At 70.5% G+C, this 14,168-nt stretch carries 12 protein-coding genes; 6 read left to right on the forward strand and 6 right to left on the reverse strand.

What is annotated here, in order from left to right:
* Positions 1–23: 23 nt before the first annotated feature.
* The 3 genes from sufD to ACRXBZ_RS09170 form a co-directional block, all read right to left on the reverse strand.
* Positions 24–1,223, reverse strand: coding sequence for a Fe-S cluster assembly protein SufD (sufD, locus tag ACRXBZ_RS09160; RefSeq protein WP_433878729.1), 1,200 nt, complete (start codon positions 1,221–1,223; stop codon positions 24–26).
* A gap of 1 nt (position 1,224) precedes the next feature.
* Positions 1,225–2,688, reverse strand: coding sequence for a Fe-S cluster assembly protein SufB (sufB, locus tag ACRXBZ_RS09165; RefSeq protein ID WP_433878730.1), 1,464 nt, complete (start codon positions 2,686–2,688; stop codon positions 1,225–1,227).
* Between the two features lie 68 nt (positions 2,689–2,756).
* Complete coding sequence (locus tag ACRXBZ_RS09170) at positions 2,757–3,482, reverse strand: helix-turn-helix transcriptional regulator (RefSeq protein WP_433883832.1); 726 nt, start codon at positions 3,480–3,482, stop codon at positions 2,757–2,759.
* Positions 3,483–3,603: 121 nt separating this feature from the next.
* On the opposite strand from ACRXBZ_RS09170, the gene mptB reads away from it, so the two are divergent.
* The 4 genes from mptB (at position 3,604) to ACRXBZ_RS09190 (ending at position 7,988) form a co-directional block, all read left to right on the forward strand.
* Positions 3,604–5,172, forward strand: a complete 1,569-nt coding sequence (gene mptB / locus ACRXBZ_RS09175) for a polyprenol phosphomannose-dependent alpha 1,6 mannosyltransferase MptB (RefSeq protein WP_433878731.1) — start codon at positions 3,604–3,606, stop codon at positions 5,170–5,172.
* An 11-nt stretch (positions 5,173–5,183) separates the two neighbouring features.
* Positions 5,184–6,119, forward strand: coding sequence for an ABC transporter ATP-binding protein (locus tag ACRXBZ_RS09180; protein ID WP_168584492.1), 936 nt, complete (start codon positions 5,184–5,186; stop codon positions 6,117–6,119).
* An 89-nt stretch (positions 6,120–6,208) separates the two neighbouring features.
* Complete coding sequence (locus ACRXBZ_RS09185) at positions 6,209–6,925, forward strand: ABC transporter permease (RefSeq protein ID WP_433883833.1); 717 nt, start codon at positions 6,209–6,211, stop codon at positions 6,923–6,925.
* A 100-nt stretch (positions 6,926–7,025) separates the two neighbouring features.
* Positions 7,026–7,988, forward strand: a complete 963-nt coding sequence (locus tag ACRXBZ_RS09190; protein ID WP_433878732.1) for a COX15/CtaA family protein — start codon at positions 7,026–7,028, stop codon at positions 7,986–7,988.
* 101 nt (positions 7,989–8,089) lie between these two features.
* Here ACRXBZ_RS09190 and ACRXBZ_RS09195 read toward each other — a convergent pair whose 3' ends face one another.
* Together ACRXBZ_RS09195 and ACRXBZ_RS09200 are read right to left on the reverse strand one after the other, a co-directional pair.
* On the reverse strand, positions 8,090–8,584 hold the full coding sequence (locus tag ACRXBZ_RS09195) for a GbsR/MarR family transcriptional regulator (RefSeq protein WP_190823019.1): 495 nt from the start codon (positions 8,582–8,584) through the stop codon (positions 8,090–8,092).
* Positions 8,585–8,696: 112 nt separating this feature from the next.
* Positions 8,697–9,017, reverse strand: a complete 321-nt coding sequence (locus tag ACRXBZ_RS09200; RefSeq protein ID WP_433878733.1) for a hypothetical protein — start codon at positions 9,015–9,017, stop codon at positions 8,697–8,699.
* Positions 9,018–9,422: 405 nt separating this feature from the next.
* Here ACRXBZ_RS09200 and ACRXBZ_RS09205 point away from each other — a divergent pair, with 405 nt between their 5' ends.
* Complete coding sequence (locus ACRXBZ_RS09205; protein ID WP_433878734.1) at positions 9,423–10,391, forward strand: quinone oxidoreductase family protein; 969 nt, start codon at positions 9,423–9,425, stop codon at positions 10,389–10,391.
* Between the two features lie 203 nt (positions 10,392–10,594).
* Here the strand turns inward: ACRXBZ_RS09205 and ACRXBZ_RS09210 are convergent, their stop codons facing one another.
* On the reverse strand, positions 10,595–11,530 hold the full coding sequence (locus tag ACRXBZ_RS09210) for a heme o synthase (protein ID WP_433878735.1): 936 nt from the start codon (positions 11,528–11,530) through the stop codon (positions 10,595–10,597).
* Positions 11,531–12,029: 499 nt separating this feature from the next.
* On the opposite strand from ACRXBZ_RS09210, the gene tkt reads away from it, so the two are divergent.
* A complete protein-coding gene (tkt, locus tag ACRXBZ_RS09215) occupies positions 12,030–14,117 on the forward strand; it encodes a transketolase (RefSeq protein ID WP_433878736.1) in 2,088 nt (695 codons plus the stop codon).
* Positions 14,118–14,168: the final 51 nt, after the last annotated feature.

Here is a 14,168-nt window from a genome sequence, read left to right on the forward strand (position 1 = left end):
CTGGTGTGTGCGAAAGCTGGTATTCAGGCGCCGACGACGGCGAGTTCTTCCTCGATCGCGGCTTCCAGCCGCTCCCGGACCTCGGGCACGGTGATCTTCTGCAGCAGCTCACCGAAGAATCCGCGCACCACCAGGCGCCGGGCCTGGTCCTGCGGGATGCCCCGGGCCTGCAGGTAGAACAGCTGCTCGTCGTCGAACCGGCCGGTGGCGCTGGCGTGCCCGGCGCCTTCGATCTCGCCGGTCTCGATCTCCAGGTTCGGCACCGAGTCGGCCCGCGCGCCCTCGGTCAGCACCAGGTTGCGGTTGAGCTCGTAGGTGTCGGTGCCCTCGGCCGCGGCCCGGATCAGCACGTCGCCGATCCACACCGAGTGCGCAGAGTTGCCCTGCAGCGCGCCCTTGTAGAGCACGTTGCTGCGGCAGTTCGGCACCGCGTGGTCCACCAGCATCCGGTGCTCCAGGTGCTGGCCGGCGTCGGCGAAGTACAGACCGAGCAGCTCGGCGTCGCCGCCCTTGTCGCCGTAGGTGATGGTGGTGTTGACCCGCACCAGGTCGCCGCCGAGGGTGACGGCGAGGTGCCGGAACACCGCGTCGCGGCCCAGGTGGGCGTGCTCGGAGCTGACCTGGGTGGCGTCGTCGGCCCAGTCGTGCACGGACACGACGCGCAGCTGCGCGCCGTCGCCGGCGACGAACTCGACGTTGTCGCCCAGCGTGCCGGAACCGCGGTAGTCGATCACCACGACGGCCTCGGCGAACTGCTCGGCGCGGACCTGCAGGTGCCCGAAGGCCACCTGGCCCTCACCCGGGCCGTGCACCGTGATGGTGATCGGGGCCTCGGGCTTGGTGTCCTTCGGGACCGTGACGACGGTGGCCTCGGTGAAGGAGCTCCAGGCCTGCGCGGCGACGCGGTCGGACGGGATGCCCCCGTTGCCGATCCGCGCGTCGTCGCGGCCCACGGTCTCCACGGTCGCGCCGTCGCCGGTGACCTCGACCTTGATGTTGCCGGTGGCGGTGGCGGTGCCGTCGTGCAGGCCCTTGAGCCGCTTCATCGGCGTGAAGCGCCAGTCCTCCTCGCGGCCGCCGGGCACCTCGAAGGCCTCGACGTCGTAGGACGTGAAGCGCGCCCCACGGGAGGACTGCGGGATGCCCGTGCCGCCCCCGTGCGAGTGCTCGGCGAGGCCGTTTTGGGCAGCCAAGGGCTGCGAGTCCGTCTTGGTGGTGCTCATCTCAGCCGACGGCCCCTTCCATCTGCAGCTCGATCAGGCGGTTCAGTTCCAGCGCGTATTCCATCGGCAGCTCGCGGGCGATCGGCTCGACGAAGCCGCGCACGATCATCGCCATCGCCTCGTCCTCGGTCAGGCCCCGCTGCATCAGGTAGAACAGCTGGTCGTCGCTGACCTTGGACACGGTCGCCTCGTGGCCCATCGACACGTCGTCGACGCGGACGTCCACGTACGGGTAGGTGTCGGAGCGGCTGATGGTGTCCACCAACAGCGCGTCGCACTTGACGTTGGACGACGAGTGGTGCGCCCGCTTCGCGACCTTGACCAGGCCGCGGTAGGAGGTGCGGCCGCCGCCCCGGGCGATCGACTTGGACACGATCGTCGAGGAGGTGTGCGGCGCCAGGTGCTCCATCTTCGCGCCCGCGTCCTGGTGCTGTCCCTCGCCGGCGAACGCCACCGAGAGCACCTCGCCCTTGGCGTGCTCACCCATCAGGAACACCGACGGGTACTTCATGGTCACCTTGGAGCCGAGGTTGCCGTCGACCCACTCCATGGTGGCGCCCTCTTCAGCCTTGGCACGCTTGGTGACCAGGTTGTAGACGTTGGTCGACCAGTTCTGGATCGTCGTGTAGCGGCAGCGGCCGCCCTTCTTGACGATGATCTCCACGACCGCGGAGTGCAGCGAGTCGCTGGAGTAGATCGGCGCCGTGCACCCCTCGACGTAGTGCACATAGGCACCCTCGTCGACGATGATCAGGGTCCGCTCGAACTGGCCCATGTTCTCGGTGTTGATCCGGAAATAGGCCTGCAGCGGGATGTCCACGTGCACGCCCGGCGGCACGTAGATGAACGAGCCGCCCGACCACACCGAGGTGTTCAGCGCGGAGAACTTGTTGTCGCCGGCCGGGATGACCGAACCGAAGTACTCCTTGAACAGCTCCGGGTGTTCCTTGAGGCCGGTGTCGGTGTCCAGGAAGATGACGCCCTGCTCCTCAAGGTCCTCGCGGATCTTGTGGTAGACGACCTCGGACTCGTACTGGGCGGCCACACCCGCGACGAGGCGCTGCTTCTCGGCCTCCGGGATGCCCAGCTTGTCGTAGGTGTTCTTGATGTCCTCGGGCAGGTCTTCCCAGGTCTGGGCCTGCTGCTCGGTGGAGCGGACGAAGTACTTGATGTTGTCGAAGTCGATCCCCGACAGGTCGGCGCCCCAGTTCGGCATCGGCTTCCGGTCGAACAGCCGCAGCGCCTTCAGCCGGGTCTCCAGCATCCACTCGGGCTCGTCCTTCTTGCCCGAGATGTCGCGGACGACGTCCTCGTTGAGGCCACGACGTGCACTGGCGCCCGCGGCGTCGGAGTCGGCCCAGCCGTACTCGTAGCCGCCCACGCTGGCCAGGATTTCGTCCTGGCTGAGCTGGCCGTTGCCGGTGGACGCCGTGGTGGGTGTGCGCTGCTCCGCAGCGGCAGTCATACGGACTCCCCTCCATCAGGAATCGGGGCGGTGTTCTGCCGGCCCTTCGGGACCGGGTCGGCAGAGGTCTAGACGGTGTCCGAGGTGTCGCCACCCGGATCCGCGAACCGCGCGGTTGGTACGTGCGTGGTGCAGGCCGCGTCACCATTCGCGATGGTGGCCAGCCGCTGCACATGGGTGCCGAGGACTTCGGCGAACGCCGCCGTCTCGGCCTCGCACAACTGCGGGAAGTCCGCAGCGACGTGCGCCACCGGGCAGTGGTGTTGGCAGAGCTGCTCGCCGCTGCCGACGCTTCGCGTCGAGGCAGCGTAGCCCTCCCTGGTGAGCGCGTCGGCGAGAACCTCCGCGCGCTTCGCCGGGTCGGTCGCGGCCGCCAGCACCTCCCGGTGGTTGGCCACCAGTGCGGCGATCCGCCGATCGGCGAACTCGCGGACCGCTTGCTCCCCTTCGTGCTCGGCGATGAACCGCAGCGCCGCCACCGCCAGGTCGTCGTAGGCGTGTCCGAACCGCGCCCGGCCCACCTCGGTGAGCAGGAACAGCTTCGCGGGTCGGCCACGACCGCGACGGCCCCGCGGGGAGGCTTCCCGGGTGTAGGCCTCGCCCTCGGCGACCAGCACGTCGAGGTGCCGGCGCACCGCGGTGGGGCTCAGCCCGAGTTCGTCGGCCACCGCCGCAGCGGTGATCGGCCCCCGTTCCAGCAGCAACCGCGCAACCGTGTGCCGGGTGCGTCCGTCGCCGTGCGAGGCAGCACCGTGCTGGGCCGCGTGGCCCTCGGTGCCGGCCACGGTGCCCATCTCTGGGGCAGGCGGATGCGTCCCGACGTTTTTCACAACACTAATGTTACCTATTTCGTCTCGGGGCACCAGAGCGCGGGGCGGCCGCGTGAGCTGACTCACGCGATTACCCTTCGTCGTCGTGGCGGCAGTCGAATCGAAAGACCCAGCGCCCGCAGGTCCGGCCCCGGGCCCTGCGGAACCGAAGCCCCTGGACCGCACCGAGCGGCGGCAGCTCGACGTCGTCCGCCGGTTCGGCACCACCGGCTCGCTGATGCTCGCGGTGGGCGCGATCGGCGCCGGGGCCGCCCCGGTGGACAACCCGCTGTCCGGCGCCCGCCTGATCGGTCTGCCCGTCCGGATCCCGACCGTCGCGATGGCCAGCTGCTGGCTGGGCATGCTGATGATCGTGATCGCCTGGCTGTGGCTGGGAAAGCTCTGCTGGCCGGGCCGCGGCCGGATGCTGTCGGTCACCCAGCTGGCCCGCACGCTGGCGATGTGGGCGCTGCCGCTGGCCCTGGCCCCGCCGCTGTTCAGCACCGACATGTACAGCTACCTCGCGCAGAGCGAGGTGGCCGCCCGCGGCTTCAACCCGTATGTGCTGGGCTCGGCCGCCGCGCTGGGCGTCGACCACCCGTTCACCGCCAACGTGCCCAACATCTGGCGCGACACCCCGTCGCCGTACGGGCCGCTGTTCCTGATGTTCGGCCAGGTGATCTCCCGGATCGTCGGCGACAACGTGGTGTTCGGGGTGCTGGTGTGGCGCGCGGTGATGCTGTGCGGGCTGGCCCTGGCGATCTGGGCGATCCCCCGGCTGGCGCGCCGCTGCGGGGTGCACCCGGCAGCAGCGCTGTGGCTCGGTGCGGCCAACCCGATCGTGCTGTTCCACGTGGTCAGCGGCATGCACAACGAGGCGCTGATGGTCGGCATCATGCTGGCCGCCATCGAACTGGGGCTGCGCTACCAGACCGTGCCGGGCACCATCGCCGCCGGCGTGCTGCTGACCATCGCCGGGGCGATCAAGCCGCCCGGCTGGATCGCGCTCGGCTTCTTCGGGATCTACCTGGTGCTGCGGCGCGGCGGCCGGTTCCGCGACCTGGTGCGGTTCGCGGCGCTGCTGGCGGCGGTGTTCCTGGCCACCATGACGGTCATCACGGTGGCCAGCGGCTGGGGGCTCGGCTGGATCGACACCTTCGACGTGCCCAACCGGGTCAAGACGTTCATGGCGCCGCTGACCGCGTTCGGCATGACCGGCGGCGGCCTGAGCACCCTGCTGGGGCTGGGCAACCAGACCGACGCGATGCTGGTCATCACCAAGATCATCGGATACCTGATCGTCGCCGCGATGTGCCTGCGGATGCTGTGGCTGTCCTTCCGCGGCCGCATCGAACCGCTGGCCGCGATGGGCATCACGTTCCTCACGCTCGCGCTGGCCGTGCCGGTGCTGTGGCCCTGGTACCTGCTGTGGTCGGTGGTGCCGCTGGCGCTGTCCACCAACAGCAACCGGTTCCGCATCACCGCGACCGCGATCTGCGCCGCGGTGTCGCTGCTGGTGCCGCCGACCGGGGCGGGTTTCGTGCTGCGCGCCTACCAGATCCCGTTCGCGGTGATCGCTGCCGCGATCGCCTTCGCGATCACGCTCTGGCTGGTGCGCGGCAAGGTCCCGGGCCTGCTGCCGACCCGCGGCGGTGTCCGGCCGGTCAAGCAATAGGCTTGGATGTCGTGAGCAACGCCGACAGCCCGGCCGTCCTGTTGCGGGGGCTGAAAAAGCGCTTCGGCGACACCGTCGCCGTTGCCGGACTCGACCTGTGCCTGCCGCGCGGCAGCGTCCTGGCGCTGCTCGGGCCCAACGGCGCGGGCAAGACCACCACCGTCGAGATCTGCGAGGGCTTCCAACGCCCGGACGACGGCGAAGTGCGCGTGCTCGGGCTGGACCCGCGCACGCAGTCCGAGGCGTTGCGGCCGCGGATCGGCGTCATGCCGCAGGGCGGCGGCGCCTACCCGGGCGTGCGCGCCGACGAGATGCTGAACCTGATCGCCTCCTGCGCCGCCGACCCACTGGACCCGGCGTGGCTGCTGGACGTGCTCGGCCTGGACGGCGCCCGCCGCACCCCCTACAAGCGGCTCTCCGGCGGCCAGCAGCAGCGCCTGTCGCTGGCCTGCGCCCTGGTCGGCCGCCCCGAGCTGGTGTTCCTCGACGAGCCCACCGCGGGGCTGGACCCGCAGGCACGGCGACTGGTCTGGGACCTGGTCGGCGCACTCCGCCGCGACGGGGTGAGCGTGCTGCTGACGACCCACCTGATGGACGAGGCCGAGGCGCTGGCCGACCGGGTGGTGATCGTCGACCACGGCCGCGCGGTCGCCGACGGCACCACCGCGGAGCTCACCGAACCCGAGGACGGCAGGCAGGAACTCCGGTTCCGCTCCCAGCCCGGGCTGGACCTGAAGCTGCTGCTGGCCGCGCTGCCGGAGGGCTGCGAGGCCACCGAGCTGCGCCCCGGCGACTACGTGGTGCGCGGCGTGGTCGACCCGCAGGTGGTGTCGACCGTGACCGCCTGGTGCGCGCAGCACGGCGTGCTCGCGCAGGAACTCCGCGTCAGCCGCCGCAGCCTGGAGGACGTGTTCCTCGAATTGACCGGACGGGAGCTGCGATCGTGAACGCCGAGACCAACGCTCCCGCCCAGCTCGGCGCCCAGTTCCCGCCCGGCACGTTCGCGCCGAAGCCCGGCCGCGGCAGCGCGGGCCGGATGCTGGCCGCGCAGACCAGGGTCGAGGCGCTGCTGATCATCCGGCACGGCGAGCAGGCGCTGCTGACGCTGATCATCCCGCTGGCGCTGCTGATCGGGCTGAGCACGCTGCACATCGGCACCCTGCCGGAGCCGCGGGTGAACTCGGTGATGCCGCGGATCCTGGCGTTGGCGGTGATGTCCACGGCGTTCACCGGGCAGGCCATCGCGCTCGGCTTCGACCGCCGCTACGGCGTGCTCAAGCGGCTGTCCGCGACGGCGCTGCCGCGCTGGACGCTGGTATCCGGCCGCGTACTGGCGACGCTGCTGGTCGTCGCGCTGCAGGCGGTCGTGCTGGGCGTCGCCGCGGCGCTGCTGGGCTGGTCACCCGCGCTCGCCGGGCTGCTGCCCGCCATCCCGCTGCTGGTGCTGGGCACGCTCGCCTTCGGCGCGGCCGGGGTGCTGGCCGGCGGCTCGTTGCGGGCCGAGATCGTGCTCGCGCTGGCCAACGCGATCTGGTTCGTGCTGCTGCTCGCCGGTGGGTTGGCGCTGCCCGCGAGCGAGCTGCCCGGCCCGGTCGGTGCGGTCGCCGGCTTCCTGCCATCCGGTGCCCTCGCGGAGGCCTTGGACGCGGTGCTGGTCAACGGCGCCCTGCCCGGCGTGCAGCCGGTCGCGGTGCTGGTGGCGTGGGGCTCGGTGTGCGGCGCGGTGGCGATCCGGACCACCCGCCTGACCTGATCCGGACCACCTGTCTGACCTGATCCGGACCACCCGCCTGACCTGATCCGGGACTGCCCTGCGGGTGGGCGGTTTTCGGCGGCGTCCTACCATCGAGTGCGTGCCCACGGCCTCGATGACTTCCCGGATCTCCCGCCCGTCGCCGCGCGTTGTGCGCGGTCTGGCCATCGCGGTGCTGGTGACGCAGGCGCTGATCTCGGTGACCGGCGTGATCGTCCGGGTGACCGGTTCCGGGCTCGGCTGCCCCACCTGGCCGCAGTGCTTCCCGGGCAGCATGGTGCCCGTCGAGCACCCCGAGGTCGCGACCCTCCACCAGGTAATCGAGTTCGGCAACCGGCTGCTGACCGGCGTGATCGGGTTCATCGCGCTGGCCTGCCTCCTGGCCGCGTGGCGGTGCCTGCCCTACCGGAAGCGGCTGGTCCGGCTGGCGCTGATCATGCCGCTGGGCGTGCTCGCGCAGGCGATCATCGGCGGCATGACGGTGCGCGTCAACCTGGCCTGGTGGAGCGTGTCGATGCACTTCATGGCCTCGGCGGTGCTCATCTGGCTGGCCACGATCCTGGTCAAGGCGACCACCGAGGGCGACCGCGAGCCGGTCGGCGTGGTGCCGCCGCCGATGCGCAAGCTGCTGGCCGCCCTGGTCGTGGTCACTGCGGCCGTGCTGGTCCTCGGCACCCTGGTCACCGGTTCCGGGCCGCACGCCGGCGACCCGGACACCCCGCGGCTGAACCTCCCGGTGCCGACGATGGTGCAGACCCACGGCCTGCTGGTGATGGCGTACGTGCTGCTGCTCGCGGTGTTCGGCGTGTGGCTGCGCAGCGCCCGCCCGACCAGAGCGCTGCTGAAGAACTACGGCGCGGCGTGCGTGCTCGTGCTGGTGCAGGGCGGGATCGGCTCCGTGCAGTACTACCTCGGCGTTCCCGAGGCGATGGTGGTTCTGCATGTGCTGGCGGCAACGCTGGTGATCATCGCCACCGCGATGCTCTGGTGCGAATCCCGCTACCGCGGCCCGCTGCCGGAGCCGACGCCCGAGGCCACCGCCAAGGAATCCGTCGCCGCCTAACCGGCCGGACTCAGCCGAGGATGCCCGCCACCCGCTCCGGCTCGCTCGAACCGGCATCAAACCGATCGACCGATGCCGGGCATCCCCCGGCGCAGTGCCGGTCAGAAGCGCAGCTTGGGTTTGCCTTCGCGTTCCCAGCGGCGCCACAGCTCCGGCATCTCGCCGGACAGCCACTGGTAGAACTCGTTGACCGTACGCAGGCGGCGGGCCCGTTCGCCCTGGCCGCTGAACATCCGCAGGCCCTGCGCGGTGAGCTCTTCCAGCGCGGTGACCCGCTCCATGCGCTGGCGCACGAGCGCCGGCCAGCGGTCCTCCTCCACCTGGTACAGCGCCGCCTCGCGGCCCTGCCGGGTCGTCTTGGAGATCACCCCGAGCCGCATCAGCAGCCGCACGTTGGTGCTGATCGATCCGGTGCTCGCGGCCAGCGCGTGGGACAGCTCCGCGGCGGTGCGCTCCGGCGGGTCGCAGACCAGCAGGAACGCCAGGATCCGGCCGGCGATCAGCGGCATGCCCTCGCTGGCCTCGAAGTGCGCCGCCATCTGCTCGATCCACTCCGACATGGCGGGCCGGTCGGTGCGCTGCAAGTAGTCGGACACGACGACTCCAAGTGATCGAGTTTAGTCTCCGCTGAAAACATAAACCACAGCGAAGGATTCGACCAAGCAGCGATCAACGGCGTGTCGGACATCCAGCGCGAGACGCGCGGCGTCACCGCGCCCGGGGACCGGCCATCTTCCGCCGGTGCGCGGGCCCGATCTTCAGCGCCGCGACCGTCTCGCCGTCCCATTCGTGCGACGACAGCCCGTCGACGGCCTCGACGAGGGCCTCCCCCGCGGCCACGTCGGGCACCATCACGTCGCCCATCAGGCCGTCCTCACCGATCAGCACGATCCGGGCACCCGTCCGCCCCAGGTTCTCCACCACCGCCCGCGCGGACCCGCCGTGCGCGGCGACGAACGCCGTCGCCACGGCGATCGCCTTCGGCGAAGGTGCGGTGGCCTGTTCGGTGTCCTTCTCGGCAGCCGTCATGCCTGGAATCCTAAACACGATTCACCACCGGGCGACAGGTTCGTTGCGCACGGCACCCGCGCGACCAGCGGGCGGTGCGTCGTGCGACGGGCATCATTTCGGCTGTCGGGTGCTATAAAGCCTGTTGTGGAGGCGGGTTCGGTCCTTGCCGTTGAAGCGGCGAAGCCGCTTAGCCCGCCTACGCAACTCGCACCGCCGCGGGTTCTCAGACGTCGTCTGGCGAGGACAGCCCCGAAGCCGCGTATTGGACATACACAAATCGGGGATCCCGCAGACCAGACGGCGTCTGAGGTTCCGCCACCCGCACCGCCACGCAAAATGAGCCTGGAAACAGCTTCTAAGCGGGAAGATCGGAGCGAGGTGCGGAGTTGCACCCGTCGAACGACGACAGGCGGAGGAGAGAGCATGCGCGCGATTCGCGTGGCGGCGAACGGCGGACCCGAGGTCCTGGAGTACAGCGAAGCCGAACTGCCCGACCCGGGGCCCGGCCAGTTGCTGATCGAGGTCGCCGCGGCCGGGGTCAACTTCATCGACACCTACCAGCGCAGCGGGATCTACTCGATGAAGCTGCCGTTCACGCCCGGCTCGGAGGGTGCGGGCAAGGTCGTCGCGGTCGGCCCCGACGTGACCGGCTTCGACGTCGGCGACCGCATCGCCTGGGCGATGGTCCCGGGCAGCTACGCCGAGCGGGCGCTGGTGCCCGCCGACAAGGCGGTGCGGGTTCCGGACGGGGTGGACGACCAGACGGCGGCGGCCGCGCTCCTGCAGGGACTGACCGCGCACTACCTGATCACCTCCACCTACCCGGTGCGCACCGGCGAGACCGCCCTGGTGCACGCCGCAGCCGGCGGCATGGGCCTGCTGCTGACCCAGCTGGTCAAGTCGCGCGGCGCGAACGTGATCGGCACCGTGTCCACGCCGGAGAAGGCGGAGCTGGCACGGGAGGCGGGCGCCGACGAGATCATCCGCTACACCGAGGCGGACGTGGCCGAGGAGGTCAAGGACCTCACCGACGGGCGCGGCGTGGACGTGGTCTACGACGGCGTCGGCAAGACCACCTTCGACGCGAGCCTGGCAAGCCTGCGGCCACGCGGCATGCTCGCGCTGTTCGGCGCGTCCAGCGGCCCGGTGCCGCCAGTCGACCCGCAGCGGCTGAACGCGGCGGGATCGGTGTTCCTGACCCGCCCGAGCCTCGCGCACCACATCCTGACCCGCGACGAGCTTGACTCGCGGGCCAACGAGCTGTTCGGCTGGATCGCCAGCGGCACCCTCAAGATCCGCATCGGCGGCACCTACCCGCTGCCGGACGCCCGCCGCGCGCACGAGGACCTGGAAGGCCGCCGCACCACCGGAAAGCTCCTGCTCCTGCCGTGATTTTTCGTTTTCCGGGCTGTTTTGCGTAGCGGTGCAAGTAGCGGAACCTCAGACGCCGCCTGGACTCCGGGATCCCCGACTTACGTATGACCAATACGCGGCATCGGGCTGTCCTCGCCAGGCGACGTCTGAGAACCCGCGGCGGTGCGAGTTTCGAGGGTGGGCTAAACGGCTTCGCCGCTTCAAAAGACAAAGATCAAAACTCAGGAGGGCCAGCCCAGGACGGGCAGGCTCAGCGCGGAGTCCACGGCGAGGGCCACGCACACGATCATCAAGTACGTGTTGGACATGTGGAACAGCTTCATCGGCTGGGTCTTCTCGCCGCGCTTGGTAGCGGCGTGCAGCCGGTGCGCGAGGAACAGGAACCACGCCCCGGCGAGGACCGCGAACGCCGCATAGAGCCAGCCGGTCGCCGGGACCAGTAGCAGCGTCCACGCCACCATCAGCCAGGTAAACACCACGATCTGTCGCGACACGTACGTCGGCTGCGCCACCACCGGCAGCATCGGGACGCCGGCGCGCTCGTAGTCGTCCTTGTACTTCATCGCCAGCGACCAGGTGTGCGGCGGCGTCCAGAAGAAGATCACGCCGAACATCACCAGCGCCGGCCAGTCCACCCGGCCAGTCACCCCGGCCCAGCCGATCACCACCGGCATGCAGCCCGCGGCGCCGCCCCAGACGATGTTCTGCGCGGTGCGCCGCTTGAGCACCAGCGTGTAGACGAAGACGTAGAACAGGATCGTGCCGACGGCCAGCGACGCGGCCAGCAGGTTCGCCGTCGCCCACAGCCAGCCGAAGGACCCGGCGCCGAGCACGATGCCGAAGACCAGGGCGTGCCGGGTGGTCACCGTGTGCCGCACCAGCGGGCGGGCCCGGGTGCGTTTCATCACCTGGTCGATATCGGCGTCGGCGACGCAGTTCAGCGCGTTCGCGCTGCCCGCCGCCATGGTGCCGCCGATCAGCGTGGCGAGCACCAGCCACGGCGACGGGATGCCCCGCGCGGCCAGCAGCATCGCCGGGATGGTGGTCACCAGCAGCAGCTCGATGACTCGCGGTTTGATCAGCCCCGCATAGGCTTTCAGCAGCTCAGCGGGCCGCCGAGCGTGCCGTGTCCGGGGGGCGTCGACGACGGTGGTCACGACGCTGCGCTCACCGGCGGCATGGCACTCCTAAGGCGTTTCGGACGACCTGGCACAACCCGGACCGCGCCGAATTGGACCGAACATGAATAGTAGGCGCGCTACTGAACGCGGCCTCGCGCGGGTCGTCGCCGGGGCCCCGCGCCGGGGCTGGTGACCCTGGTCACGCCCCTTCGCCGCTATCCTGGCCGGGTTCCCGCCACGATCGCCGAACGGGCCACCCTGCAACGCGAAATCGCAGGGCACCGGCAGGCAGTAGCCGAGCCTCCGGTGTCACCCGGATGGGGCAACCGTGGTTTTCCAGGCGCAGTGTCGGGCGCCGCCGCTCCCGGCTTCCGATCGGCGGGGAACACCAATGCAGACGGGTCGGCACGTGGCTGATCGGACACGACTAGGCTGCCCGTCGGACGAGGGATAACCGCGGTTCGAATCGGTCCAGCAGCGACCGCATTCACCGCGTTGTAGGGAAAACCGCCGAAGGAAACTTGGAGCTGCGTCCGTGTCCGTCACCGACGACCTTGCCCGTTTGACCACCAAGCACCTGCCCGAAGGCTGGACCGAACTGGACCAGCGCGCGGTGGACACCGCCCGCGTGCTGGCCGCCGATGCGGTGGAGAACTGCGGTAGCGGCCACCCGGGCACCGCGATGAGCCTGGCCCCGGCCGCGTATGCGTTGTTCCAGCGCGTGATGCGGCACGACCCCAGCGACCCGGAGTGGATCGGCCGCGACCGGTTCGTGCTGTCGGCCGGGCATTCGAGCCTGACGTTGTATGTGCAGTTGTTCCTGGCCGGCTACGGCCTGGAGATCGACGATCTGAAGTCGCTGCGCAAGTGGGGCTCGAAGACGCCGGGTCACCCCGAGTACGGGCACACCGACGGCGTGGAGACCACCACCGGCCCGCTGGGCCAGGGCCTGGCCACCGCGGTCGGGATGGCGATGGCCGCCCGCCGCGAGCGCGGCCTGTACGACCCGGCGGCCGCCGCGGGTGAGAGCCCGTTCGACCACCACATCTACGTGATCGCCTCCGACGGCGACATCGAGGAGGGCATCACCTCCGAGGCGTCGTCGCTGGCCGGGACCCAGCAGCTGGGCAACCTGACGGTGATCTATGACGCGAACGAGATCTCCATCGAGGACGACACCCGCATCGCGCTGTCCGAGGACACCGCCAAGCGGTACGAGTCCTACGGCTGGCAGGTCCTCGTGGTGCACGGCGGCGAGGACGTCAAGGGCCTGCTGGAGGCCATCGAGTCGGCCAAGGCCGAGACCACCCGCCCGACGCTGATCGTGCTGCGCACGGTGATCGGCTACCCGGCCCCGACCAAGATGAACACCGGCAAGGCGCACGGCGCCGCGCTGGGTGCCGACGAGGTCGCCGGGGTCAAGCAGGCGCTGGGCTTCGACCCGGAGCAGTCCTTCCAGGTGGACGCCGACGTGCTGGCCCACGCCCGCGAGGCCGGCGCCCGGGGCAAGGCCGCGCGCGCCCAGTGGCAGGTCGCCTTCGACGAGTGGGCGGCGGCCAACCCGGAGCGCAAAGCGCTGCTGGACCGGCTGACCACCCGCGAGCTGCCCACCGGCTGGCAGGAGAAGCTGCCGACCTGGGAGGCCGACGGCAAGGGCGTCGCCACCCGCAAGGCCTCCGGTGAGGTCCTGGGCGCGCTGGCCGACGTGCTGCCCGAGCTGTGGGGCGGTTCGGCCGACCTGGCGGAGAGCAACAACACCACGATGAAGGGCGCCGACTCGTTCGGCCCGGAGTCGATCTCCACCAGCACCTGGAACGCCAACCCGTACGGCCGGACGCTGCACTTCGGCATCCGCGAGCACGCGATGGGCGCGATCCTCAACGGCATCGCGCTGCACGGCGGAACCCGCCCCTACGGCGGCACCTTCCTGGTGTTCAGCGACTACATGCGCCCGGCCGTCCGGCTGGCCGCGCTGATGAAGACCCCGGTCATCTTCGTGTGGACGCACGACTCGATCGGCCTGGGCGAGGACGGCCCGACGCACCAGCCGGTCGAGCACGTCGCCTCGCTGCGCGCGATCCCCGGCTTCTCGCTGGTCCGCCCGGCCGACGCCAACGAGACCGCGGCCTCGTGGAAGGCGATCCTGGAGGACCCGAGCGGCCCCGCCGGCCTGGCGCTGACCCGCCAGGGCGTGCCGACGCTGGAGGGCGTGGACGCCGACGGCGTCGCCAAGGGCGGCTACGTGCTGGCCGAGGCCGGCAACGGCAAGCCCGAGCTCGTGCTGATCGGCACCGGTTCCGAGGTCCAGCTGGCCGTCGAGGCCAGGAAGATCCTGGAGGCCGACGGCGTTGCCACCCGCGTGGTGTCGATGCCGTGCGTCGAGTGGTTCGACGCCCAGGACGAGGCCTACCGCGAGTCGGTGCTGCCGGGCGCGGTCAAGGCCCGCGTCTCGGTGGAGGCCGGCATCGCCATGCCGTGGTACCGGTTCGTCAAGGACGCCGGCGAGTCGGTGTCCATCGAGCACTTCGGCGCCTCGGCCGACTACAAGACCCTTTACAACGAGTTCGGCATCACCGTCGACGCGGTTGTCGCGGCGGCCCGACGCAGCCTGGAAAAGGCTTGACAAACTAGTTTTGCGTAGGTGGTCACCCAGCGGAACCTCAGACGCTCCCTG

Source organism: Saccharopolyspora hattusasensis (assembly GCF_050972075.1).
Taxonomy (GTDB): domain Bacteria; phylum Actinomycetota; class Actinomycetes; order Mycobacteriales; family Pseudonocardiaceae; genus Saccharopolyspora; species Saccharopolyspora hattusasensis.

Coding starts and splice junctions, on each gene's coding strand:
- ACRXBZ_RS09170 (WP_433883832.1), bottom strand. CDS start 3,482: ATGGGCACCGTGGCCGGCACCGAGGGCCACGCGGCCCAGCACGGTGCT.
- sufD (WP_433878729.1), bottom strand. CDS start 1,223: ATGAGCACCACCAAGACGGACTCGCAGCCCTTGGCTGCCCAAAACGGC.
- ACRXBZ_RS09205 (WP_433878734.1), top strand. CDS start 9,423: ATGCGCGCGATTCGCGTGGCGGCGAACGGCGGACCCGAGGTCCTGGAG.
- ACRXBZ_RS09200 (WP_433878733.1), bottom strand. CDS start 9,017: ATGACGGCTGCCGAGAAGGACACCGAACAGGCCACCGCACCTTCGCCG.
- ACRXBZ_RS09185 (WP_433883833.1), top strand. CDS start 6,209: ATGCTGGCCGCGCAGACCAGGGTCGAGGCGCTGCTGATCATCCGGCAC.
- sufB (WP_433878730.1), bottom strand. CDS start 2,688: ATGACTGCCGCTGCGGAGCAGCGCACACCCACCACGGCGTCCACCGGC.